The organism is Methylobacterium sp. Ger2507 (assembly GCF_055231875.1).
Genome location: NZ_JBUYVC010000001.1, coordinates 1,487,899 through 1,509,849, shown reverse-complemented (window position 1 = coordinate 1,509,849; position 21,951 = coordinate 1,487,899). Strand labels below are relative to the sequence as shown.

Sequence of the window (21,951 nt, the reverse complement as noted above, 5' to 3'; positions counted from 1 at the left end):
ATGATCCGGCTTCTCGCCCTGGCGCTTACGCTGTTCGGTCTCCTCCTTCCTGTCGCGCATGCACAGGGGTTCAAGGTGCCGACCGACCTGGTGAAGGCGTCCCTTGTTGGGGAGCCTTCTGCGATCCGGCCTGGCGAGCCCTTCACGGTCGGCATCCGCTTGGTGATGCGTCCGCATTGGCACATCTACTGGCGCAATCCGGGGGATTCGGGCCTCGCCCCGGAGATTGCCTGGACCTTGCCCAAGGGATTTTCGGCTGGCCCGATCCAGTGGCCGGTGCCGAGCCGCATCCCGGTCGCGCATCTGATGAATTTTGGCTACGAGGGCGAGGCTGTTCTCCTGGCCGAGATGATGCCACCGGCCACGCTGGCGCCGGGCAAGGCCGTAACGCTGCAAGCCAAGCTGACCTATCTTGTCTGCGAGCGCGAATGCGTCCCCGGGTCGGCCGAGCTTCGCCTGACCCTGCCGGTCGCCGCGAGCGGCACCAGTTCTGGAACGGCACCGGGCGCGATGCTGCTGTTTGCGGAAGCTCGAGCAGCCCTGCCGGTTCCCGCGCCTTGGCCGGTGCGCTACGGCAGCGAGAACGGGCGTCTGCAGATCCACCTTGCCACGTCTTCCGACGTCAGGGCGTCTGCGGTTGCCTACTTCCCCTATGCGGAGACCGCGATCGAAAATGCGGCGTCCCAGGAGGCACGCAGCGATGCCAGCGGGCTGCATATCGATCTGGCACGCGGTGATGCGACGGAGGTCGCGCCGGCAAGCCTGCCGGGCGTTCTGGCCTTCGACGAGACGACGCCTGACGGCATGGTCCGTCGCGCCTACGCGGTCGGGGAGCCACCATCATCTACGGCTCTCGCCTCCATCGCAGCGTCGTCCGCTCCGGCCACGCCGATACCCACCCAGACATCAGAAGACGGGCTAACCCTTTGGAGCGCCGCCGGCTTCGCCTTTCTGGGCGGGCTCCTTCTCAACCTGATGCCCTGCGTCTTCCCGGTCCTGTCGATCAAGGTGTTGAGCCTTGTGCAGCATTCCGGCGAGCCGCTCCGGCGCATTCGGTTGCATGGCCTCGTCTACACCGCAGGTGTCCTGACAGCCTTCCTCACGCTTGCCGGACTGCTGATTGCGCTGAAGGGAGCGGGTGCCGGAATCGGGTGGGGCTTTCAGCTGCAATCGCCGTTGGTGGTCGCGGGCCTTGCCTACCTGTTGTTCGCTATGGGCCTCAGCTTGTCCGGCGTTGTGCATGTGGGTGCGGGGATCGTCGGGATCGGCGACGGACTGAGCCGACGGACCGGGCTGGAGGGATCATTCTTCACAGGCATCCTCGCCACCGTGGTTGCAACACCCTGCACCGCGCCCTTCATGGGATCGGCGGTCGGTTTCGCGCTGACGCAGGAGGCTGGTATCAGCCTGGCGGTATTCGCCAGCCTCGGCCTCGGCCTCGCGCTGCCCTTCCTTGTGCTGACGATCTGGCCAGCGGCATTGCAGCGTCTGCCTCGGCCGGGTGCCTGGATGGACACCCTGAAGGGTGCCCTGGCCTTTCCAATCTACGCCACGGTGGCCTGGCTGGTCTGGGTCCTGGCTCAGCAGGTTGGTGCGGCCGGCCTGCTCGCCGCCCTCATCGGCCTCGTCCTCGTGGGATTCGCGGCCTGGGTCTGGGAACGTGGCCAAGCGGCTGGGCGGGTGGGTGGCTGGATCGCACGCGGAACCGCCATCGCGGCGATGGTCGCGCTTGCCGCGCTCATCTTCGGACTCGACCGGGACAGATCCACGTCCACAACGGCGCAGGCGGAGCAGGACGCTTTCAGCCAAGCGCGTCTCGATGGACTTCTGGCAGAGGGCAAGCCGGTCTTCGTGAACATGACGGCAGCCTGGTGCATCACCTGCCAAGTCAACGAGCGCGTCGCCCTGCGATCCGATGCCGTTCAGGCTGGTTTGAAGGCGCGCGGAATTACTTATCTCAAAGGTGACTGGACCAACCAGAATCCCGAGATCACCCGCCTGCTTGAGCGCCACGGACGGAGCGGAGTTCCGCTATATCTCCTGTATGCAGGCTCTAAAGAGCCTACCGTCCTACCGCAGATCCTGACGCCCGGCCTCGTGTTGGAGGCCCTGAGTACGGTGTCTGTTTCAGCCGCCGACCGCAGCGCTGCTTTGAGCACTGGGCCATAGCTCGAACCGAGCGTAGGCCAGACTCTGATGCCAGCGGGTATTCCAACGGCCACGCGGGCGAGGCGCTCCCGCTCACGGCTCGCATCGTCGCCGATGCCTTCTGCACCAAGCGTCCCTACAAGGCGGCCATGCCGCATGAGGAGGCGCGGAATTGCATCGAGAAGGACTGGGGCCGTCACAACGACCCGGCCTGCGTCAACGCCTTTCTGACCCGTTGGGACAATGTCGTTCGGATCGACGAAACGCCAACGTCACTCAGTGAAACGTTCCCCGGCATGACCAAGCCTTGGCTCCGTATTCCGGAATTGCCGCGCGAGAGTCTCTGCCAAGCTGCCGAACCCCGCCGGGACGGCGCACCATCGGAATCTGTTCCGACATACCTTGACGGGCTGGGCGCCCTCCCCCAGCACCACGCGATGAGCCCTGCTTCCGCGCCGCGATGGACCGTCTTCCGCAATCGCGATTTTCGCCTCTTCGGCTCCGCCCGCTTTCTCACCGGTCTCGCCTTTCAGATGCAGGCGGTCGCCGTCGGCTGGTTCGTCTACGACATCACCCACTCCGCTCTTGCTCTCGGCCTCGTGGGACTGGCGAGTTTCCTGCCCGCGATGCTGTCAGCCTTGGTGGCGGGCCATGTCGCCGACACCTACGATCGACGCATCGTAGCCGCCGCCGCCTACGTGGCCCTGGCTTTAGCCGACCTCGGCCTTCTCCTAGCGGCGCATCTCGGCACCACGACCCTTTGGCCGATCTACGGCCTCGTCATCGTCATCGGCACCGGTCGTGCCTTCGCCAATCCTGCGTTGCAGGCCCTGCTGCCGACGCTGGTGCCACGCCCCCTGTTCGGTTCGGCCATCGCCTGGAACGCCTCTCTCTGGCAAAGCGCTTCGATCCTCGGGCCGGCGACGGGCGGCTTTCTCTATGCCCTCGGGCCGGCGGTCGTGTTTGGCGCAGCATCCGCCGGTTTCGCCCTGGCCAGCGGTCTTATCCTGGCGATCCGGTTCCGCCCTGCCCCGGTTGCAGAGCGCCCACCGGTAACCTGGGCGACGCTGTCGGCTGGTCTGACCTACATCCGCACGCACCCCGTGGTCCTTGGCGCCATCTCTCTCGACCTCGTGGCGGTCTTGCTCGGGGGGGCCACCGCCCTTCTCCCGATCTTCGCGGCCGAGGTGCTGCATGTCGGCCCTCTCGGCCTCGGCGTCTTACGCAGCATGCCGGCGGCCGGTGCGGTGCTCACCGCGGTCGCCCTCGCCTACTGGCCCTTGCAGCGGCGTGCCGGCCTGCGCATGCTTCAGGCGGTGGGGATCTTCGGCCTCGCGACGATGGGTTTCGGTCTCTCGACTTCTCTGCCGCTGTCCATGGCCTGCCTGTTCGTCACCGGCGCAGCCGACATGATCAGCGTCTTCGTGCGCCAGACCTTCGTTCAGGGTGAGACACCGGATGCGATGCGCGGCCGGGTCTCGGCAGTCAATTCCGTCTTCATCGGCGCCTCCAACGAACTTGGCGAATTCGAATCCGGCACCGCGGCGGCTCTGATCGGCGCCGTTCCCGCGGTCGTGGCCGGTGGACTGGCGACCCTGCTGGTCGCCGCTCTGTGGGGCCGAGTGTTCCCGGCGCTGCGGGCACGGGATCGGCTCCTGTCGGCGGAATGAGGAACGGGACGACCCCTTGCTCGGCATTGCTTCGAGCGAGTGAGGGATACATCGGCTCGCGACAAATTCTGCATCCCTGATGCCAAGCCGTATCCGGCACCAATCCGTCCCTCAAAGCCGAGTTTTTGTACATGACAGCCGAATGCACGCAGAGGTAGAGATACGAACCGGAGGATGCGATGGCCGACATCAAGGTGGTTGCTTGGAATTGCGGCAAAGGCAGGGGCACGTACCAGGCAGACGTTCTGACCAGCCCGGACGGCGTCGAGCGCTCGGTCGAAAGCATCTTCACCGATGAGGCCCACGGGAACGTCGCAGGCGCACGGAATTGAGGTGGACAGGTTCTCGACGGCCTGAAAGGAAGCCTCGCCCTTGCGTCGAACATCGACTTGAGCGGACCGGCGCTACTCGCCGCCACTGCATTGACATCAGTGTCGGCCGAAGAGTCTCAGCCTCAGACCTTGCTGGAAATAACATTTCAGGATGGAGACTTGCTAATCGCCTTGGCCGATCCACGACTTCCGGCTTTGATGAGTAACGATCGAGAGGTCCTGCGACGGGGCTTTGCGCGGGCCGCGCAGCGTGTAGCCCAACCGGTCGATGTCCTGACGAATGCCGAATCAACCCTGGTTGCGACGGCAAGCGATGCTGCGCAAGCCGCCGCAGGCGCCGTTCAGGCAGCGGCCGGAGCTGCCGGTGCCTCGCTGAGTTCCGCCTTCGGTTTCGTCCGTCGGACCGCAGGCTTCGAGCGCGGCTGAAGGTTCAACCAAACGCGAAGCGTTTACTTCCCCGACAGCAGCGGCGACCAAGTCGGGTCCGACGCGTAGGACGGCGTCGGTACCGGCTGCTCAACCTTGCCGGTGATATCCACCATGTAGAGCTTGCCCCCGCCCTGGCCGCCTGGATCACGGAAAAACAGCACGTATTGACCATTCGGCGCGAAGGTCGGACCCTCGTTGTGGAAGCCTTCGGTCAGCACGCGCTCGCCCGTCCCGTCGGGCTTCATCACGCAGATAGCGAAGCCTCCCTTGCGCTGGCGCGTGAAAGCGATGAGGTCGCCGCGTGGCGACCAGGCCGGCTGCGAGGCCGATCCTTCGCCGAAGGAAATGCGAGTCGGGTTCGAGCCCGAGGCACTCATGACGTAGATCTGCTGCGAACCTCCGCGATCCGACTCGAACACGATCTGGCTGCCATCGGGTGAGAAGGTCGGCGAGGTATCGATGGCGTTGCCGTTGGTGATCGGCGTCTGCGCCTTCGTGGCGAGGTCCATGATGACGATGTCGGCATTGCCGCCCTCCTGAACGCTCATCACGAGGCGGCGGCCGTCGGGCGAGAACCGCGGGCTGGTGCTCATCGAACCGGATTTGCCGAGCGCCTGCCGGCTCCCGGTCTCGAGGTTGATGACCTGAATACGCGGTTGCTGGCCGGTGGTCTGTGTCATGAAGGCGATGTCTTGAGTCGCCGGCGAATAGCGCGGCGCGACGACGGCGTTGTCGCCGTTGGTGAGCGCCCGCACATTGGCGCCGTCCTGGTCCATCACCATGAGTCGCTTGCGCCGGTTCTCCTTAGAGCCGGACTCGTCCACGAAGGCGATGCGACTGTCGAACCAGGGACCAAGGCCGGTGATCTTGGTATAGACTGCATCGGAGATGAGATGCCCGGTGCGGCGCGCGTTGGCTGGATCGGTGCCGTATTGCTGACCTGTCATCTGCTGGCCGGAGGTGACGTCCCAGAGACGAAACTCGACTTTGAGCTTGCCCGAGGCGTCGCGCGCGACGCGCCCGGTGATCAGAGCCTGAACACCCGCCGCCTTCCACTTATCGAAACCCGGGACCGCATCGAAACCCGGGGCCTCGGGGAACTTCCCCTTCTCCACGGGGGTGAAATAGCCGGAGCGACGCAGATTGTTCGTGACCACGCTGGAGACAAGAAGGCCGAGGCTCGGATCACCCGAGAAATCCGTGACTGCGATCGGCATCGGCTGGAACGATCCACCGCCGATGCGCAGGTTGAGTTGCGCCGTCGCCGGGTTGAGGCCGAATAGAACAAGGGCCAGGAGAGCGAGGAGCGACGTCAGGCCCCTGGGAAGACTGGGATGCATGTTCGATTCCGTGGTCGTGGGAATGCGAGGATCGGGGATGGGTTCGGAGCGGCGGGCATGCGTCGACCCGGGACAAGGGACCGAGGCATGACGAACCATGTCAGCGCCCGGCGTCCGGAAAGCTCTACGCCGTCACCACCTCACGCCGCTATCACACCCGCGAGAACTCGAACTCCGCGTTGATGGCTTTCCAGTCGTTGTAATACGGCGCGTACTGGGTCGGTATCTTGTAGGGGGCACATCGGCGCACGGCGCGCTGAGCGGCCTCCGCGATCGAACGATCGACCGCATTCGCGCCCCCCCGCATGATGCGAGGTTCGGTGGTCAACGTACCATCCGGATTGAGCCGGATATCGAGCATCGGCAGCACCACCCCTTGCGTAGCGCCTGGAGGCGCCACGTAACAACGCTCGATCTGCTGCTGGAGCATTCCCACGAGAGCGTCGCGCAGGGACGGTGACAGGCGCTGGGCGTTGCCGGAGGCAGCCCCGAGGGACGCGGTGCGCTGTACCTCTCGGCCTGTGGCGCCGGTGGATTGCGATGGTGCCTTCGCGGCGAGGAGCGAGCGGATATCGCCCGCGCTGAACTTATCCGCGAGTTCGGCCTGCTTCTTGGCCTTGGCTTCCCCATCCGCCTTCGCCTTGGCATCGGCCATCGCCTTGGCCTTCGCCTTGGCGGCGGCATCCGCCTTGGCTTTCGCGGCAGCCTCAGCTTCCGCCTCCGCTTTAGCTTCGGCAAGTTCCTTCTGGCGCTCGGCCTCGGCCTTGGCTTTCGCCTCCGCGACAGCCTTGGCCTTGGCCTCGGCTTCCTTCTCGGCCTTCGCCTCCGCGTCGGCCTTCGCCTTGGCTTCAGCCTTGGCTTTCCGGGCCGCCTCCGTCCTTGCCTCGGCCTTCGCAGCCTCGGCCTTGGCGGCGGCTTCGGCCTTCGCCTCTGCCTCGGCCTCCTGCTTCTCAATCAGTTCGGCAAGTTGCTCGCGCTTGATGGCTTCAGCCTTTGCCTTCGCAGCGGCGGCCTTCGCTTCGGCCGCTGCGGCTTTGGCCTCGGCAGCGGCCACGGCCTTCGCCTCGGCGGCAGCAGCGGCCTTGGCTTCAGCGGCGGCAGCGGCTTTCGCGGCTTCAGCCTTCGCGGTCTTTTCCGCCGCTTCCGCCTTAGCTGCTTCCGCCTTAGCTGCTTCGGCCTTCGCTTCCTGCGGATCGGGTTCGCTGGAGCGCAGCGGCATCTCCTCGGCGCTCGCCACCTTCATGTCGGCCGGTCGTTTCGGCGGGGCAGGAGCATCGACCTTGGCGTTCTCGGGCTCGCGCTCCTCGAACTTGTCGGCAACGCGGTCGGCCCGAGGCTTGGCGTTCGGCTGCGGCGCGTCGGCATTGCGTTCGCCCTTGGTGAGTTCCGAGTATTGCTGCTCGGTCATCACTTCAACGGGGACACCCTCTTGCGCATCGGGCAGCGCCGGGGCTGCCACCGACAGCAGGGCGACCGTCAGCAGGCCGACATGCGTCGCGGCCGAGACCCAGACACCCGGTTCACTGCGCTTGAAGGGAATCCGCACCGTCCCGCGCCCGCTACTTCTGATCTGGCTCAGTGACAAGGGCGACCTTCTTGAAGCCGCCCCCGGTTACGATCGCCATCACCTGCGCCACCCGGCCGTAATCCACCCGCTTGTCGCCGCGGACGAAGACCCGCTCGTCGAAGCCGGACTTCGACGTTTCGGTGAGCTTCGGCACGATGGTATCGTCGGAGAGTTCGTTCTCGCCCAGAAACACCTGACCGGACTGACGAATCGACAACGTCACCGGCTTGGTGTCGGAATTGAGTGGGCTCGCCTTTGATTGCGGGAGGTCGAGAGGCACCCCCACCGTCATCATCGGTGCCGCAACCATGAAGACGATGAGCAGCACCAGCACGACGTCGATGAACGGCGTCATGTTGATCTCGTTGATGGCAGCGTGTCGGCGTCCCCGCCGACGCCGTCCGCCCCCGCCCTGCGCTGCTCCGTGGGCCATGCCCATGTTCGTTCCTCGGCTGTCGGTGTGGGATCAGGCGACGAGCGAGAGGCGCTCGTCGATCTGCCGCGAGAGGATGGCGGAGAACTCGTCGGCGAAACCCTCGAGGCGCGACTGGTTCTTGGCTACCGTCGCCTGCAATTTGTTGTAGGCGAGCACGGCCGGAATGGCAGCAAAGAGGCCGATTGCCGTTGCGAACAGCGCCTCGGCAATGCCAGGCGCCACGACTGCCAGAGAGGTATTCTTCGAGGCCGCGATCGACGTGAAGGCCGTCATGATGCCCCAGACCGTCCCGAACAAACCGATATAGGGGCCTGCCGAACCGATCGAGGCGAGAAAGAGCAAGCGGGACTCAAGGCGCTCGACTTCGCGCTGGATCGTTACATCGAGGACCTTGTCGATCCGCTGAGACAAGCTCTGGATCTGACGTCCGGAACCCTCGAAGGAGCGTTTCCACTCCCGCATGGCGGCCACGAACAAAGCGCCTTGCCCGACGGCCGGACGATCGTTGAACGAGCGGTAGAGTTCCTCGAGCGACCGCCCGGACCAGAATGCCTCCTCGAAGGCGTCCATCTCCGCCTTGGTCCGACGAAACAGCAGCGTCTTGTCGACAATGATCGACCAGCACCAGATCGATGCGCCGATCAGCCCGAGCATCACGACCTTCACGACGAAATGCGCCTGAAGGAACAGGCCGAGCAACGTCATGTCTGGGGCCGGCATCGCCTGCATGGCATCGGCTGGGTTCATGACATGATCCTCGAAAAACCCCGCGCGCAGGCGTCACGGATTCGGCGGTCCGACTCACGCGCCTCAATCAGAACCTTGTGCGATTTCAAGGCTCAATGGCTCGCGAATCTGTCGAAAGTATGGGGCGGCCTTGTGCGTCGCACACGCCCGCTCTCGGATCAGTTAAGCATGCGTCAGGGTTAACATTCCCTTGCCGTCCCCAGAGGTGAAGGTCGCCCTCATCCCGGCGAAGTCCGCGAGATCAGACCATCGTTCAGCGGCTTGACTGCAGGTGATCACCGCTTTGGTCCGGCGCGAGTCTCAGGCGCAAACTGTCGGGCAGGCGGACTGCCCGACCGTCGCGAACGCAAGCGACGACGACCTCCGCCTTCACCAGCCCCTCGTCCCCGCGCCGAACCTCTTGGGCGAGGTGCATTGACGCGCCCTTCATCGCGGTCGTCCAAGTCCCGACCGTCAAGATGTCGTCCATCCGCGCGGGCTTGGCATAATCAATCACCATCCGTCGAACCACGAAATGCAGACCTTCCGCATCTCGATGCAGATCGGACTGATCACCGGCGAGACTACGCAGAAGTTCGGTGCGTCCCCGCTCCATGAAACGGAGGTAGCTCGCATGGTAGACGAACCCGGAAAAGTCCGTGTCTTCATAGTAGACGCGCACTTGTAGGGTGTGTTCGCCAGGATTCCCGAGGGTCAACGGTGAGGCTCCCGAATTCGTGATGGGGTACGGCGTGGATTGCGTCCTCGCCGTGTTTTGCGGCAGCAGTCGAAGGGATCGTCAACGCCGCTTTAGGGAGGCGGACCGTTTGGATCGCTTAGTGGCTGGCGGCTCTAGCAGATTCGCGATCTCAAGCAACGAAGATCCACTTCAATGTTCGGCTGATTAAAACCAGTGCGTGCAAACCATCCCAAGCACCGCCGCGCGCAGGCCGAGAGGTCTCATAGGAAAAATTAACCCGTTTCCTCACTGGTCGCAGGAGAAGCGCCTGTGCGCAGAGCTCTTGGCTCTTTTACGAAGCTGACTTGAGCGTTGCTGCATCAGTGAGCAAGCCATGATGATGGTGCTCAGGATGGTGTCATGCTTTTGGCTAAGGCTCGGATACGATTTTCTTACCTGATCAATGTGATAAAAAACCTTCTCTCCAAATCCTTTGTCTTACCGACACTGGCAGGTGCCTTGCTCGGACTCGCCATTGCGGCGAGCACAGTCTTGTTCGTTATGGACCTTCACGACCGTGCTGTCTCCGACACGGAGCAGAACCTCATCAGCTTGACGACTGTCCTGGCAGATCAGGCGGACCGCGCCCTCCAGGCGATCGAATTGGTGCAGGAGGCAGTCATCGACGAGGTCCGAGCGGCCGAAATCACAACGCCAGCGGCATTCGAACTCCATCTCACGACGCGCGCCATGCACGAATCCCTCCGGGCTCGAACGGCGGCCCTGCCCCAGGTCAATGCTGTGACAGTGGTCGACCATACCGGGAAGCTGCGCAACTTCACGCGGTTCTGGCCGATCCCCGACGTCAATATCGCCGACCGGGACTACTTCAAGGCGCTGGCATCAAATCCTGCGCTCCAGCGCTTCATCAGTGAACCGGTCCAGAATCGCGGCAACGGAACCTGGACGCTCTATATCGCCCTCAAGATCTCCGCCCCGAATGGCAACTTCCTAGGTCTCGTACTCGGGGCCGTAGAGTTGCAGTACTTCACCGGTCTTTACAGCCAGATCGCGCCACAACCCGACTATGTCATCTCCATGTTCCGGACAGACGGGGTTCTTCTGGTCCGCCATCCGCATTGGGAGGGTGCGATCGGGCGCGGCTATTCGACGACCGGTGCCGCCCTGATCGCCGCGCAGAATCCGGCCGGCGGTGTCACTCGCACCGTCAGCCCTATCGATGCACAGGACCGTTTCGTCGCGACCAGAACTCTGTCGAATTACCCTGCGATCCTGAGCGTCAGCCGGACTACAGCGGCGGCGCTCGCACCCTGGCACCGTCACGCTATGGTGCTCGGCCTGTCGGCAGGCCTGCTCGATCTCGGCCTCGTCGGCCTTCTGGTGCTTGGTTTCCGTCAGGCCCGCGGACAGGAGATGCTGCTGCGCGCTGAGGAGCAAGCCCGGAGCGAACGCGACCTCCGTCATCAGTATGCGCGCTTCGGGATCGCACTGGACAACATGGCGCAGGGCGTTTGCCTGTTCGACTCGCACGACAGGCTCGTTGTCATGAATGCGCGCTACATCGAACTTTACGCTGTGCCGTCGGACCTGCGCCAGCCCGGAACGACACTCGCCTTGATCCGGGCCTATCTTGTCGCGTGCAACGGCGATCAAGGCCCGCCCTGGCCGAACCGGGAGAGTGCTTGGGAAATGCCGGCAGCCTTCACCTGGGATCTCGCGGATGGGCGAGCCATCGCCATCAAGCACGTTTCCAACCGTGATGGTTGGCAATGCACGCATGAAGATATCACCGATCGGCGCCAGAGTGAGGCACAGATCCTTCGGATGGCGCGTCACGATACGCTCACCGGCCTTCCGAACCGTGCCTTCCTGCGTGAACATTTGGAGACCGTCCTCGATCAACGGATCTCCGGATCGCTCACGGCTGCCCTGTATCTGGACCTCGACGGCTTCAAGATGGTGAACGACACGCTGGGCCACCCGGCCGGCGATGCCCTCTTACGCCAAGCTGCACAGCGCCTGCAGGACTGCCTGCGGGCGACGGACTTCGTCGCCCGTCTGGGCGGCGACGAGTTCGCTATCGTCCAATCCGGGATCGCCGATCCCGCGGATGCGGCTGATCTCGCAGCGCGCATCGGCGCCATGCTCCAGATCCCGTTCACGCTTCAGGACCAGGAGATCGTGGTCGGCACAAGTATCGGCATTGCGGTCGTGGATGCGGAGGCCGACACCGACAGCGATACCATTCTGCGCCGTGCCGACGTGGCACTGTATCAAGCCAAAGCAGCGGGTCGCGGAACCTGGCGTTTCTTTGCAGACGATATGGATACGGCGATCCAGCGACGTCATCGTCTCGGAGCTGAGCTACGCCGCGCGTTGGCTGCTGGCCAGTTCGAGTTGCATTATCAACCCCTCGTCGCGGCGCGGGCTCGCACCCTCAACGGCTTCGAGGCCCTGCTGCGCTGGCGCCATCCGGAGCACGGTCTGATCAGCCCCGCGACGTTCATTCCGCTGGCGGAGGAGACCGGATTGATCCGGCCCATCGGGGCCTGGGTGCTGGCTCAGGCTTGCCACGATGCGGTCGATTGGCCGGATGCTCTTAAAGTCGCGGTCAATCTCTCGTCCGTGCAGTTCGTCCGGGGCGACCTCGTCAATGACGTAGCCCAAGCGCTGATGCGTTCCGGGCTTCCCGCAAGCCGCCTGGAGCTCGAGATTACGGAATCCGTGCTGCTCCAGGACAATGCCGAGACCCTGAGGACCCTGCATCGACTCCAAGCCCTCGGTCTGCGGATCGCCATGGACGATTTCGGCACCGGCTATTCCAGCGTCAGCTACCTGCGGCGCTTTCCCTTCGACAAGCTCAAAATCGATCAGAGCTTTGTCCGGACTCTGGGGCGGGAAGCAGGCAGCATCGCCATCGTCCGGGCGATGGTGGGTCTAGGTAAGGCCTGCAACATGGGTGTTGTGGCCGAAGGTGTCGAAACGCTGGAGCAGGCCGCCATTTTAGAAGCCGAGGGCTGCGATGAAGTGCAGGGCTTCCTGTTCAGTCGTCCCCTTCCGCTCGCAGACCTAACGAGCTTTCTCGCGAACCCGGCATCCGCAATATCGAGCTTTCACGAAGCCCGGGTCGACGCGAAGCCGCAACGCGACGCGGCCTGATGGGTCGGTTCAGGCGTCCGGATCGTCCGCATTGAACAGGCCGAACTGCCCGCCCGATTCGCGTCGGGGCTCGGGAAATCCCATATGCCGAAAGGCGTGGGGCGTGAGCATCCGCCCGCGCGGCGTCCGCTGAACGAAGCCCTTTTGGATCAGGAACGGCTCGATGATGTCCTCGATGGCATCGCGCGGTTCGGACAGCGCGGCAGCGATGGTCTCGATCCCCACGGGTCCACCGTTGAAAGATTTTGCGATCATCGTCAGGTACTTGCGGTCCATGACGTCGAGACCCGCCGGATCGACGTCGAGGAGTTGAAGCGCCCGGTCGGCGATAGCACGCGTCACCGTCGGGGCATCGGCCACGATGGCGAAGTCGCGCACTCGGCGCAGGAGCCGCCCAGCGATACGGGGCGTGCCTCGCGCACGCTTGGCGATCTCGTTGGCCCCCTCGGCCGACATGCCGAGGCCCAGCACCCGGGCGCCGCGGCTCACGATCAGTTCGAGTTCATCGACGTCGTAGAATTCCAGGCGGATTGGAATGCCGAAGCGGTCGCGCAAGGGCGTGGTCAGAAGGCCAGCACGGGTCGTTGCGCCGACCAGAGTGAACTTAGGCAGCTCGATTTTCACGGAGCGCGCAGCCGGTCCTTCGCCGATGATGAGGTCGAGCTGATAATCCTCCATCGCTGGATAGAGGATTTCTTCCACCGCCGGATTAAGACGGTGAATCTCATCGATGAAGAGTACGTCGCGCTCTTCGAGGTTGGTGAGCTGCGCCGCCAGATCACCCGCCTTGGCGATGACGGGACCGGAGGTCGATCGGAAGTTCACCCCGAGCTCACGCGCTACGATCTGCGCCAGCGTCGTCTTGCCGAGGCCGGGCGGGCCAACGAACAGGACGTGATCGAGCGCGGAACCAGTCTTCTTCGCCGACTCAATGAAGATGCTCATGTTGGCACGCGCCGCCCGCTGTCCGATGAACTCGGATAGGCTCAACGGGCGGATCGATTGCTCCAGGTCATCCTCGCGCCGCTCGGGCGTGAGCAGCGACTCGGGCAGCGGGTGCAGGGTCGGCGATTTTGGCGCCGACGCCTTCGAGGCGGGTCTCGGAGGTTTGCTCACACGGACTCTCGGTAGTGGGCAGTGGCGCCCGCGTCCATCATCTGTTCTCGTGGCCGATGTCGCATAAAGGCGCCGCGCGCGCTACATTGCGTCGTGGAACAGGACCTCCGCAACGCCTCGGAAAGGGCTCGGCCACCCGGAGCGGAGCGCGGCGCCGTGAGCAGTGCGTTGCACGCGTACGAAGGGGCGGCCCTCAATGAGTTCGAGGACCTTCCCGGCGACAAGCTCGGCAACGAGCGCAGGGAGTCGATCGGTGGGTATGAATGGCGCGTCGCGCCGAGAGCGACATGGGCGGATAGCCTCAGCGGCCTGTTCGAGGCTCTCTGACCCGGGATGGAGGCTCGGGACCATATCGACGCGTTGCAGGGTTAACCGCGATTGCCGTCCCTCAAGCACTAAGCACCGGCAACAGGGGACCAACCGTATGTCGAGATCGACGTCCGGTTAGAGGCGAGTTGGAGCCGCTTTCCTGTGCCTGAAGGCCCCGAAACCATTCTGGACCTCCCAGCGGCTCGGGTTACGCTTCGGCTGCGTGGAATCTGCCACGGCGTCTTCACCGGGTGAGCGCCGCGCTTGAAGCCCGGCGCCCGAGGCGTTCCGACGTTACTCGGCTTCCGGAGCGATCGGCTCCAGGCCGCCGATATGCTTCTGCGCGTAGAGCGGCAGGCCGATCTGCGAGATTAGCTCCAGCTGCGTCTCGAGGAAGTCGATATGGCCTTCCTCGTCCTCGGCCAAATCCTCGAACAGGCGCTTCGAGACGCGATCGTTGACCGAATCACAATATTTGGCGGCTTCAAGGTACAGGGCGCGTGCCTCATTTTCGGCAGCGAGGTCGCACTCGATGATCTCCTGGACGTTCTGGCCGATCCGCAGGGGATCAAGTTCCTGGAGATTCGGGAAGCCGTCGAGGAACAGAATGCGATCGACGAACCGATCCGCATGGTTCATTTCTTCGATAGATTCCTTGCGCCAGAACTTGGCGAGATCGATGTAGCCCCAATCATTGAGCATGCGGAAATGGAGCCAATACTGGCTAACCGCCGTTAGCTCGCTGCGCAGTCCTCGATTGAGGTACTCGACGACCTTCGCATCACCCTTCATCCGCCCAATCTCCCTCGAAGCACGTTAAGCTGGAGGGGAGCTTCAGCACCCGGAATGGGCGCTCAGGCGGCAATCCCCTCCTCCGCAGTTTGGACCTTGACCAAACTACAGGAGCTCGCGCAAGTCGCCGTACACGCATGCGCCGCCTCATCGAGAGCATTTTGTAGAATGCCGCGGATGGTCCGGGCGCAGCGCCCGCATTTCGGGCTGCACCCGAGACAGGCCTGAACCTGGGCCGGCGTACGCGGACAATCCGGGCCACGATGCAGGCAAGCGCGCACAGCGCGGTCGGACAGGACGTTGCAGGAACAGACGATCATTGGGACCGTAACTCGTGCGTGGCTCGTGCCGCTGGGTGAGGCCATCGGGTAGGATGACCCCGATTGCTCCGTCGAAGGATGAGCGACAGTGATGCTTGAGCGCGAAAACCGAACCCATGCATCGAATTCGCCGCCAGATTAGAATTATTGAAAACTGCTTTGTTATCAGAAGGTTAGGTCTTCGCACCCGATCTGGCAACGGATGATGGCGAAGTCAAGGACGCAATCGTCTCGCGCGAGATGATGTCCACCTCAGCGAGCGAGTTCGCGCAGGCCCAGCCGGATCAGCGTCTTCGCCTCTGCGCTCTCTCCGGCCTGCTTCAACGCCTCGGCAATGGCAGAGGACGCCTGAACAGGAGCGTAGCCGAGATTGACCAGGGCCGAGATGGCATCCGAGACGGGTTGTGGCGCAGTGCGATTCTCGACCGCACCCGACAGCGCGATCACCGCAGGATCGATCGCTGCGAAGGCGGGGGCCTTGTCCTTGAGTTCCGCCACGAGGCGGGCGGCCAGACGCGGACCGACACCGGGTGCACGCGCGACCGCCCCCTTGTCCCCCATGGCGATAGCCGAGGCCAGGGCCGACGGCTCGAGCACCGAGAGCAACCCGAGAGCGACCTTGCTCCCCACTCCCTGTACGGTCTGGAGTAGGCGGAACCACTCGCGCTCGGCATCCGAGCGGAAGCCGTAAAGCCGGATCATGTCCTCGCGGACGTGAGTCTCGATCGCCAGATCTGCCGCCTCGCCGATTCCAGGCAGGCGCTGGAGCGTCCGGGCGGAGCAGTGAACCACGTACCCCACCCCTTGGACGTCGAGGATCACAAAGTCCTCGCCGTAGGAATCAATCACCCCCTTCAGCTTGCCAATCATCGCCTCAACCATTCTCCTGCCGCCGGAATGCCTACAAGGCGGCACACCAGAGCGCCATGTGCCGCGTCGCGCCAACGACAAGCGACTGTTCCCTCCCCGGCCTCGTATGTCTTGAGGCCGGGCGAGGTTCGTGAAATCAAAGGCGCCTGACCCCAGACACACGGATGACCGACCCGATGCGCCAAACCGCGCTGTTTCTCGCCTTCGGATTCCTGCTCACCGCCGGCGCAGTCGCGGCCGTCGAGACACCGGCGACTGCCACTGTGCCTTCGGCAGCGCCCTCCAGCGATCCAACTCAGGTGCGTCGGGGCTCCTATGTCCTCGATCCCGCACACGGCAAGATCACCTGGTCGGTGAGCCACCTCGGATTCTCGACCTATTACGGGTCGATCACGGATGTGAGCGCTCGGGCGGTGCTCGACCCGAAGGAACCCGGAAAATCCAGTCTCACGGTCACCATCGGTACGGACAGCCTCAATGGCCTCAACGACCACCTCAATCAGAACCTGAAGTCCCCCGACTTCTTCGATACCGCGAAGTTTCCGAGGGCAACCTTTACGGCCACCAGCATCGAACCGACCAGCCCGACCACGGCGCGGATCAACGGCGACCTGACCCTGAAGGGCGTGACCAAGCCGTTCGGGTTCGACGCGACCTTCAACCAGGCCGGGACCAATCCGGTGAGTAAGGCCTATACCGTCGGCTTCGACGGACGGGCTGTCATCAAGCGCTCCGATTTCGGCATCAGCGCTTACCTGCCGATGATCGGCGACGAAGTTTCCCTGCGTCTCGAGGGTGAATTCAAGGCTGTAGAGTGACCCCACGCCCCAGCGCCCGCAGCTAGCGATAGATCTCGGCGAGCAGAGCCGTCACCAGCACCAGCATCGCCATTTCGATCAAGGCGGAAGCAAGAATCCGAATCGCCAAAACGAACGGGAAGAGATCTGCGCCAGCCCGCTCGGACCCGTGAAGCATGCGGTCGCTGAAGCCCAGGGGCAGAATGGCTGCGACGAGGATCAGGCCAATCCGTCCCGCCGACCCACGGGTCATCGCGATCACCGCGCGCAGGTTCGCATCGGGAGCGCCAGCTGCCAGCGCAGGCGCAAGCATGCTGGTCCAGATCTGCAGGATCAGGATGGCGATCCACGCCGAGAGGCCGGGGATCACCCGGGCTGATCCGAAAGTGTCGGTCGATAGCACCCGATCCAATACACCACTGACCAGAAGCCAGAACAGTTCGAGAGCCAGGAAGTCCTGGAAGGGGCCGGCTCGCCCAGTGACGATCGCCTGCACGGAGCCATCGACTCCGATGATCGTCCGGAACATCGCCATCCAGTAGGGGGCGAGTAGAATCGTACAGATCCCATCGACCAGGAAGATGTCTTCGTGGAAGCGGACGGGTGCGGCCGCATCAGCCATCAGCGTGTGCGCCGCTTCCTTGGCAAGAACGACGAGGAACGCGAAGGTTGTGGCGGGGCCGAGACTGCGCATGGACGGAGGCGCGACGATCAACGCATTCCGAAACGTGTCCGCCATCGGCAGCGTCGGACGCGTCATTCCAGGATCAGCCATTTCGCTCGATCTCCACCCAATCCGCTGGGATGCTCAGAAGGTGCGAACCGCCTAGCCGGGACTGGTGCATGGCCTCGACGTCCAAGTCGGGGCCATGCACCGCCTCAGTTGCGCGCCAGGGCGGCCGCGATCCGGGCCGCCGCGAGGCTGCTCGCCCCGGCGACGGGAGCGTGCTGGCGCTTCAGCGCATGCCCTCCCCGATGGCTGTTGTGGGTGATGGCGATGGCAAGTGCATCCGCTGCGTCGGCGACCTTGAACTGCGCCAGCGGCAGCAGGAACTTCACCATGGCCTGGATTTGCGCCTTCTCGGCATGCCCCGAGCCGGAGACCGTCTTCTTGATGAGATTGGCCGAGTATTCGAACACCGGCGTTCCGGCCAGAGCTGGCACCAGAAGGGCCATAGCCCGGGCATGGCCGAGCTTGAGCGTCGCCTGCGCGTCCTTGTTGACGAAGGTCTCCTCGACGGAGACCTCATCGGGCCGAAACGACTCCACGATGCGAGTGATGCCCTCGTAGAGTTCACGCAGGCGCAAGGCGAGCGGCAAATCTCCGTCAGAGGTGACGACACCGCAATCGACATAGGCGAGCTTCGTACCCGTGGCCGTCACGACGCCCCAACCGGTGCGCCGCAGGCCCGGGTCAATGCCAAGGATGCGGACGGAAAGCGTCATGCGAACACAATCATGAACGGGTCGGCTCCAGGCGCGGACTTCGCGCCGATCCGAGCGTTAGGGACATACCGTGAACGGAGCGTTATGCCAACGGCCACGGCGTTCGGATATGCGAACGCGTCAGCCCCACGTCAGGTCAGCGTCGAAACTCTCTTGCGAGAGATTGGCGTGATCGCCGCCAGAGTTCTTGCTTCGGCCTTTAAACGCGCACGCGAGGCCGGCATTCTCGATGACGAGATCAAACGTGACCGCGACATTCTGAAGGCCGGCTCAAGCAACCGGTTCCAGAGCATTCAGCCCTGCAGCTTCTCCATGAGCGCGTCCGAGAGCGCGAAATTGACAAAGACGTTTTGGACGTCGTCCTGGTCCTCGATCACCTCGACGAGGCGGATCAGCTTCTCGCCGGTCTCGTCATCGACCTCGATGGTGTTCTGGGCCTTCCACACCAGGGCAGTCCGGCGCGGCTCGCCGAAGCGCGCCTCCAGCGCCTTCGAGACTTCGCCATAGGCGTCCTGAGCGCAGATGATCTCATGACCGCTCTCGTCCGAGCGCACATCGTCCGCGCCGGCCTCGATGGCGGCTTCCAGCACGGTATCGGCATCCGCAACCTTGGCGTCGAATTCGACGACGCCGACATGATCGAACATGAAGGAGACGGCGCCCGTTTCGGCGAGGCTGCCACCGGACTTGGTGAAGGCCGAGCGTACGTCCGAAGCGGTGCGGTTGCGATTGTCGGTCTGCGCCTCAACGATGAGCGCGGCACCACCTGGACCGTAGCCCTCGTAGCGGATCTCGTCATAGCTCTCCGCATCGGCACCCTGCGCCTTCTTGATCGCGCGCTCGATGTTGTCCTTGGGCACGTTCTCGGCGCGGGCCGCGATGATGGCGGCACGGAGGCGGGCATTCATCGCCGGATCGGGCAGCCCGAGCTTGGCGGCCACCGTGATTTCGCGGGCGAGCTTGCCGAACAGCTTCGAGCGGACCGCGTCGACGCGGCCCTTGCGGTGCATGATGTTCTTGAACTGGGAATGGCCGGCCATGACGTGACCCTAGACTGGAAGAACGAGGGCGGATCGCGAAGGCCATCTGCCGGGGCGGCACGCCCGCGATGCCGGACGAACGGATTTGGCCGGCTTATAGGCCGCCCGCCGCACCGATGACAACGCTGCGGCGCACCGTGGGCAACCCTGGCATCGGCGCGGTGGCATTCCGCTTCGCGGACGCTATCCTGTTGGAATGACGCACGATGCCATCCATCGAGAACGCTCCGAGACGCTCCTTGCGGACGCGCGAACCCAGCCTGAGATGACGCCGCGCTGGCTTAAGCTGGGGATCGCGGGAATCCTCGGGGTGGTTGCCGGTGCGATCCTGTTCCCGAAGCGTGCCGAGGGCGAACCCATCGGACAGATCGGAACGCGCGGGCGCTCACGTGGAGGGCGCACGAAAGTCTGACGTTGCGCACACTCAGGAAGCGACGTGGGCGTGCCAGGCGCGCAGGGCGCTCAAACTGACGATGCCCCCCGGCCACACGTGTCCGAAGAGGTGTCGGTGCGGCGCGCCGGGCTCGCCGAGATCCGAGACCGCGGAGAACGCGCCGTCGAGGCGGTGGCTCTCGGTGTAGCGGCTGCGGGTGGCGATCACCGGCAGTCCTGCATCGAGGGCCGAGCGGATGCCGGCAGCGGAATCCTCGAAGGCCACGGCTTCCGAAGGAGTGACGTTCAGTCGCCGGAGGGCTAGGTCGAAGACGTCGGGGGCCGGTTTCTTGCGGGCCGCCTCGTCGCCGCAGGCGATCACGTCGAAGGGCACATCGCCCGCGGGGAAGTTGATCCGCAGCAGCGTGTCGACGTTGGGGCGACTCGTCGTACTCGCCACCGCGAGTTTGATGCCCGCGGCTCGCGCCTCGGCGATCAGTCGGCCGACGCCTGGGCGCAGCGCGAGGTTGCCACCCTTCACTAGGTCTCCGTAGCGACGGGTCTTGCGGTCATGGATCTCCCCCATGCGCGAGCGCAAGGCATCAACCTCATCGGCATGCTCGGTCTCGACGTAGTGGCGCAGGCGCTCCTTGCCTCCCATTACCGTGAGAAGATCGGCATAGCGGGCCGGTGACCACGACCACGGCAGGCCCATATCCGCGAAGGCGCCGTTGAAGGCCTGCCGATGCAGATCCTCTGTTTCCGCCAGCGTCCCGTCGACGTCGAAGATGAATGCCCTCAGCATGCGAGGGAGCCGACTCCCGCAGACGCGGCACCGGCACGGATCGCGGCAATGCGCTCCGCGTAGCCCGCCGCACCACCCTTGAACACGGCGTTGCCCGCCACGAAGGCGTTGGCGCCGGCACGCGCTGCAAGCGCCACCGTTTCGGGGCTGATGCCGCCATCGACTTCGATGTCGATATCCCGCCCGGCGGTCATCGCGCGAATTCGGCGGATGGTCTCCAGCGTCGAGGGAATAAAGCTCTGGCCACCAAATCCGGGATTCACCGTCATCACCAGGACGAGGTCGACGAGATCGAGAAGCGGCTCGATAGCAGAGGCCGGCGTACCCGGATTGAGGGCGATTCCGGCCCGCTTTCCGAGATCGCGGATCGCCTGGAGCGAGCGGTGACTGTGTGGGCCGGCCTCGACATGGATCGAGATCGTGTCGGCGCCGGCTTCCGCGAAAGCTGCGAGGTAGGGGTCGGCGGGGGCGATCATCAGGTGCACGTCGAAGTGCTTGGCCGAGTGCGGTCGTAGCGCCTTGATCACAGCCGGACCGAAGGTGATATTGGGCACGAAATGTCCGTCCATCACGTCGAGGTGGATCCAGTCGGCACCCGCCTCGGACACCGCGCGCACCTCCTCGCCGAGCTTGGCGAAATCCGAAGAGAGAATCGAGGGCGAGATGATCGGGCCGTTCATGAATGAGGTCCTCTGCTGCGCATCGCCGGAGCCTTATGCCATCCGGCGCTTGCGCTCGACGAGTTGCATGATGATCGGCGTCAGAATGAGCTGCATGGCAAGATCGAGCTTGCCGCCCGGGATGACGATCGAATTGGCGCGGCTCATGAACGAGCCCTGGATCATCGAGATCAGGTAGGAGAAGTCGATCCCCTTGGGGTCCTTGAAGCGGATCACCACCATCGATTCGTCGGCGGTGGGAATCCACCGCGCGATGAACGGATTCGAGGTATCCACCATGGGGACGCGCTGGAAGTTGATGTCAGTCCAGGTGAATTGCGGGCAGATGGTCTGCACGTAGTCCGGCATGCGACGCAGGATGACGTCGGTGACGGCCTCGGTGGAATACCCCCGGAACGAGCGGTCCCGGTGCAATTTCTGAATCCATTCGAGATTGATCACCGGCACGACGCCGATCTTGAGGTCCGCGTAGCGGGCCATGTCGACATTGTCGTCGACAACGCAGCCGTGCAGCCCCTCGTAAAACAGCAGGTCGGAGCCCGTGGGGAACTCCTCCCAGGCCGTGAAGGTCCCGATCTCGGTGCCGTACTGCGCCGCGTCCGCGCCGTCATGCGCATAGTGGCGCGTTCGCCCACGACCCGACTCGCTGTAGGTGCGGAACACCTCCTCAAGTTCGGGCAGCAGGTTGGCTCGCGGCGCGAAGTGGCTGAGGTTGGGCTCCTCGGCCATCATCCGTCGCATCGTGTCACGATCATAGGCGTGGAATGCGTCGCCCTCGATATAGACCGCGCTCACATCCTCGCGGCGAAAAATCTGCTCGAAAGTGTTGCGGACCGAGGTGGTCCCCGCCCCCGAGGAGCCGGTGACCGAGATGATGGGGTGACGCGCCGACATCGT

General features: G+C 64.1%; 22 protein-coding genes. 7 read left to right on the top strand and 15 right to left on the bottom strand.

All coding sequences use genetic code 11. The features are described from left to right. From ACV7NL_RS06990 to ACV7NL_RS06975, 4 genes are all read left to right on the top strand, one after another. Positions 1–2,169: a protein-disulfide reductase DsbD family protein gene (locus tag ACV7NL_RS06990; RefSeq protein WP_463355262.1), complete on the top strand. Its 2,169-nt coding sequence runs from the start codon at positions 1–3 to the stop codon at positions 2,167–2,169. 416 nt (positions 2,170–2,585) lie between these two features. Continuing rightward, on the top strand, positions 2,586–3,818 hold the full coding sequence (locus ACV7NL_RS06985) for an MFS transporter (protein ID WP_463355261.1): 1,233 nt from the start codon (positions 2,586–2,588) through the stop codon (positions 3,816–3,818). A 179-nt stretch (positions 3,819–3,997) separates the two neighbouring features. Then, positions 3,998–4,150: a hypothetical protein gene (locus ACV7NL_RS06980; protein ID WP_156376113.1), complete on the top strand. Its 153-nt coding sequence runs from the start codon at positions 3,998–4,000 to the stop codon at positions 4,148–4,150. A gap of 57 nt (positions 4,151–4,207) precedes the next feature. Then, positions 4,208–4,576 carry a hypothetical protein gene (locus ACV7NL_RS06975; RefSeq protein ID WP_156376112.1) on the top strand — a complete coding sequence of 123 codons (369 nt, stop codon included), beginning with the start codon at positions 4,208–4,210 and terminating at the stop codon, positions 4,574–4,576. A gap of 23 nt (positions 4,577–4,599) precedes the next feature. Here the strand turns inward: ACV7NL_RS06975 and tolB are convergent, their stop codons facing one another. The 5 genes from tolB to ybgC all read right to left on the bottom strand — a co-directional run bounded on the left by tolB (position 4,600) and on the right by ybgC (position 9,366). After that, complete coding sequence (gene tolB, locus ACV7NL_RS06970; protein ID WP_056178844.1) at positions 4,600–5,919, bottom strand: Tol-Pal system beta propeller repeat protein TolB; 1,320 nt, start codon at positions 5,917–5,919, stop codon at positions 4,600–4,602. A 151-nt stretch (positions 5,920–6,070) separates the two neighbouring features. Next, entirely contained in the window at positions 6,071–7,465 is a 1,395-nt protein-coding gene (gene tolA, locus ACV7NL_RS06965; RefSeq protein WP_463355260.1) for a cell envelope integrity protein TolA, read from the bottom strand. Positions 7,466–7,478: 13 nt separating this feature from the next. Further along, positions 7,479–7,925 carry an ExbD/TolR family protein gene (locus tag ACV7NL_RS06960; protein WP_056178837.1) on the bottom strand — a complete coding sequence of 149 codons (447 nt, stop codon included), beginning with the start codon at positions 7,923–7,925 and terminating at the stop codon, positions 7,479–7,481. 27 nt (positions 7,926–7,952) lie between these two features. Continuing rightward, on the bottom strand, positions 7,953–8,669 hold the full coding sequence (gene tolQ / locus ACV7NL_RS06955; RefSeq protein WP_056178834.1) for a protein TolQ: 717 nt from the start codon (positions 8,667–8,669) through the stop codon (positions 7,953–7,955). Between the two features lie 253 nt (positions 8,670–8,922). Next, complete coding sequence (ybgC, locus tag ACV7NL_RS06950; RefSeq protein ID WP_463355259.1) at positions 8,923–9,366, bottom strand: tol-pal system-associated acyl-CoA thioesterase; 444 nt, start codon at positions 9,364–9,366, stop codon at positions 8,923–8,925. Between the two features lie 381 nt (positions 9,367–9,747). On the opposite strand from ybgC, the gene ACV7NL_RS06945 reads away from it, so the two are divergent. Further along, complete coding sequence (locus ACV7NL_RS06945) at positions 9,748–12,507, top strand: bifunctional diguanylate cyclase/phosphodiesterase (protein ID WP_463355258.1); 2,760 nt, start codon at positions 9,748–9,750, stop codon at positions 12,505–12,507. Positions 12,508–12,516: 9 nt separating this feature from the next. On the opposite strand, the gene ruvB is transcribed toward ACV7NL_RS06945, so the two are convergent. Next, positions 12,517–13,569 (bottom strand): Holliday junction branch migration DNA helicase RuvB, encoded by a 1,053-nt coding sequence (ruvB, locus tag ACV7NL_RS06940; RefSeq protein WP_056484467.1) that lies wholly within the window; start codon positions 13,567–13,569, stop codon positions 12,517–12,519. A gap of 210 nt (positions 13,570–13,779) precedes the next feature. On the opposite strand from ruvB, the gene ACV7NL_RS06935 reads away from it, so the two are divergent. Continuing rightward, entirely contained in the window at positions 13,780–13,950 is a 171-nt protein-coding gene (locus ACV7NL_RS06935) for a hypothetical protein (protein ID WP_463355257.1), read from the top strand. A 276-nt stretch (positions 13,951–14,226) separates the two neighbouring features. On the opposite strand, the gene bfr is transcribed toward ACV7NL_RS06935, so the two are convergent. From bfr to ruvA, 3 genes are all read right to left on the bottom strand, one after another. Beyond that, positions 14,227–14,724 (bottom strand): bacterioferritin, encoded by a 498-nt coding sequence (gene bfr, locus ACV7NL_RS06930; RefSeq protein WP_463355256.1) that lies wholly within the window; start codon positions 14,722–14,724, stop codon positions 14,227–14,229. A gap of 62 nt (positions 14,725–14,786) precedes the next feature. Next, positions 14,787–15,044 carry a (2Fe-2S)-binding protein gene (locus ACV7NL_RS06925; protein ID WP_082507666.1) on the bottom strand — a complete coding sequence of 86 codons (258 nt, stop codon included), beginning with the start codon at positions 15,042–15,044 and terminating at the stop codon, positions 14,787–14,789. A 252-nt stretch (positions 15,045–15,296) separates the two neighbouring features. Then, the gene (gene ruvA, locus ACV7NL_RS06920) at positions 15,297–15,914 is read right to left on the bottom strand and encodes a Holliday junction branch migration protein RuvA (RefSeq protein ID WP_056484465.1); all 618 of its coding nucleotides are present in this window, start codon (positions 15,912–15,914) and stop codon (positions 15,297–15,299) included. A 176-nt stretch (positions 15,915–16,090) separates the two neighbouring features. On the opposite strand from ruvA, the gene ACV7NL_RS06915 reads away from it, so the two are divergent. Continuing rightward, entirely contained in the window at positions 16,091–16,732 is a 642-nt protein-coding gene (locus ACV7NL_RS06915) for a YceI family protein (RefSeq protein WP_463355255.1), read from the top strand. Positions 16,733–16,754: 22 nt separating this feature from the next. On the opposite strand, the gene ACV7NL_RS06910 is transcribed toward ACV7NL_RS06915, so the two are convergent. The 6 genes from ACV7NL_RS06910 to ACV7NL_RS06885 all read right to left on the bottom strand — a co-directional run bounded on the left by ACV7NL_RS06910 (position 16,755) and on the right by ACV7NL_RS06885 (position 21,948). Further along, a complete protein-coding gene (locus tag ACV7NL_RS06910) occupies positions 16,755–17,471 on the bottom strand; it encodes a hypothetical protein (RefSeq protein ID WP_463355254.1) in 717 nt (238 codons plus the stop codon). Positions 17,472–17,590: 119 nt separating this feature from the next. Next, complete coding sequence (gene ruvC / locus ACV7NL_RS06905) at positions 17,591–18,157, bottom strand: crossover junction endodeoxyribonuclease RuvC (RefSeq protein WP_463355253.1); 567 nt, start codon at positions 18,155–18,157, stop codon at positions 17,591–17,593. A gap of 293 nt (positions 18,158–18,450) precedes the next feature. After that, positions 18,451–19,197 (bottom strand): YebC/PmpR family DNA-binding transcriptional regulator, encoded by a 747-nt coding sequence (locus ACV7NL_RS06900; protein ID WP_247636556.1) that lies wholly within the window; start codon positions 19,195–19,197, stop codon positions 18,451–18,453. Between the two features lie 424 nt (positions 19,198–19,621). Continuing rightward, positions 19,622–20,374 carry an HAD-IA family hydrolase gene (locus ACV7NL_RS06895; protein WP_463355252.1) on the bottom strand — a complete coding sequence of 251 codons (753 nt, stop codon included), beginning with the start codon at positions 20,372–20,374 and terminating at the stop codon, positions 19,622–19,624. Continuing rightward, positions 20,368–21,054 (bottom strand): ribulose-phosphate 3-epimerase, encoded by a 687-nt coding sequence (gene rpe / locus ACV7NL_RS06890; protein WP_463355251.1) that lies wholly within the window; start codon positions 21,052–21,054, stop codon positions 20,368–20,370. Before rpe ends, ACV7NL_RS06895 begins: the two co-directional genes overlap by 7 nt. Positions 21,055–21,087: 33 nt before the next feature. After that, positions 21,088–21,948 carry a phosphoribulokinase gene (locus ACV7NL_RS06885; RefSeq protein WP_056178804.1) on the bottom strand — a complete coding sequence of 287 codons (861 nt, stop codon included), beginning with the start codon at positions 21,946–21,948 and terminating at the stop codon, positions 21,088–21,090. Positions 21,949–21,951 lie beyond the last annotated feature (3 nt).

Excerpts from the sequence above, each read along its gene's own strand:
- ACV7NL_RS06990 (WP_463355262.1), top strand. The coding sequence starts at position 1 with ATGATCCGGCTTCTCGCCCTGGCGCTTACGCTGTTCGGTCTCCTCCTT.
- ACV7NL_RS06985 (WP_463355261.1), top strand. The coding sequence starts at position 2,586 with ATGAGCCCTGCTTCCGCGCCGCGATGGACCGTCTTCCGCAATCGCGAT.
- ACV7NL_RS06980 (WP_156376113.1), top strand. The coding sequence starts at position 3,998 with ATGGCCGACATCAAGGTGGTTGCTTGGAATTGCGGCAAAGGCAGGGGC.
- tolB (WP_056178844.1), bottom strand. The coding sequence starts at position 5,919 with ATGCATCCCAGTCTTCCCAGGGGCCTGACGTCGCTCCTCGCTCTCCTG.
- ACV7NL_RS06960 (WP_056178837.1), bottom strand. The coding sequence starts at position 7,925 with ATGGGCATGGCCCACGGAGCAGCGCAGGGCGGGGGCGGACGGCGTCGG.
- tolQ (WP_056178834.1), bottom strand. The coding sequence starts at position 8,669 with ATGAACCCAGCCGATGCCATGCAGGCGATGCCGGCCCCAGACATGACG.
- ACV7NL_RS06945 (WP_463355258.1), top strand. The coding sequence starts at position 9,748 with ATGCTTTTGGCTAAGGCTCGGATACGATTTTCTTACCTGATCAATGTG.
- bfr (WP_463355256.1), bottom strand. The coding sequence starts at position 14,724 with ATGAAGGGTGATGCGAAGGTCGTCGAGTACCTCAATCGAGGACTGCGC.
- ACV7NL_RS06925 (WP_082507666.1), bottom strand. The coding sequence starts at position 15,044 with ATGATCGTCTGTTCCTGCAACGTCCTGTCCGACCGCGCTGTGCGCGCT.
- ruvA (WP_056484465.1), bottom strand. The coding sequence starts at position 15,914 with ATGATTGGCAAGCTGAAGGGGGTGATTGATTCCTACGGCGAGGACTTT.
- ACV7NL_RS06915 (WP_463355255.1), top strand. The coding sequence starts at position 16,091 with ATGCGCCAAACCGCGCTGTTTCTCGCCTTCGGATTCCTGCTCACCGCC.
- ACV7NL_RS06910 (WP_463355254.1), bottom strand. The coding sequence starts at position 17,471 with ATGACGCGTCCGACGCTGCCGATGGCGGACACGTTTCGGAATGCGTTG.
- ruvC (WP_463355253.1), bottom strand. The coding sequence starts at position 18,157 with ATGACGCTTTCCGTCCGCATCCTTGGCATTGACCCGGGCCTGCGGCGC.
- ACV7NL_RS06900 (WP_247636556.1), bottom strand. The coding sequence starts at position 19,197 with ATGGCCGGCCATTCCCAGTTCAAGAACATCATGCACCGCAAGGGCCGC.
- ACV7NL_RS06895 (WP_463355252.1), bottom strand. The coding sequence starts at position 20,374 with ATGCTGAGGGCATTCATCTTCGACGTCGACGGGACGCTGGCGGAAACA.
- rpe (WP_463355251.1), bottom strand. The coding sequence starts at position 21,054 with ATGAACGGCCCGATCATCTCGCCCTCGATTCTCTCTTCGGATTTCGCC.
- ACV7NL_RS06885 (WP_056178804.1), bottom strand. The coding sequence starts at position 21,948 with ATGTCGGCGCGTCACCCCATCATCTCGGTCACCGGCTCCTCGGGGGCG.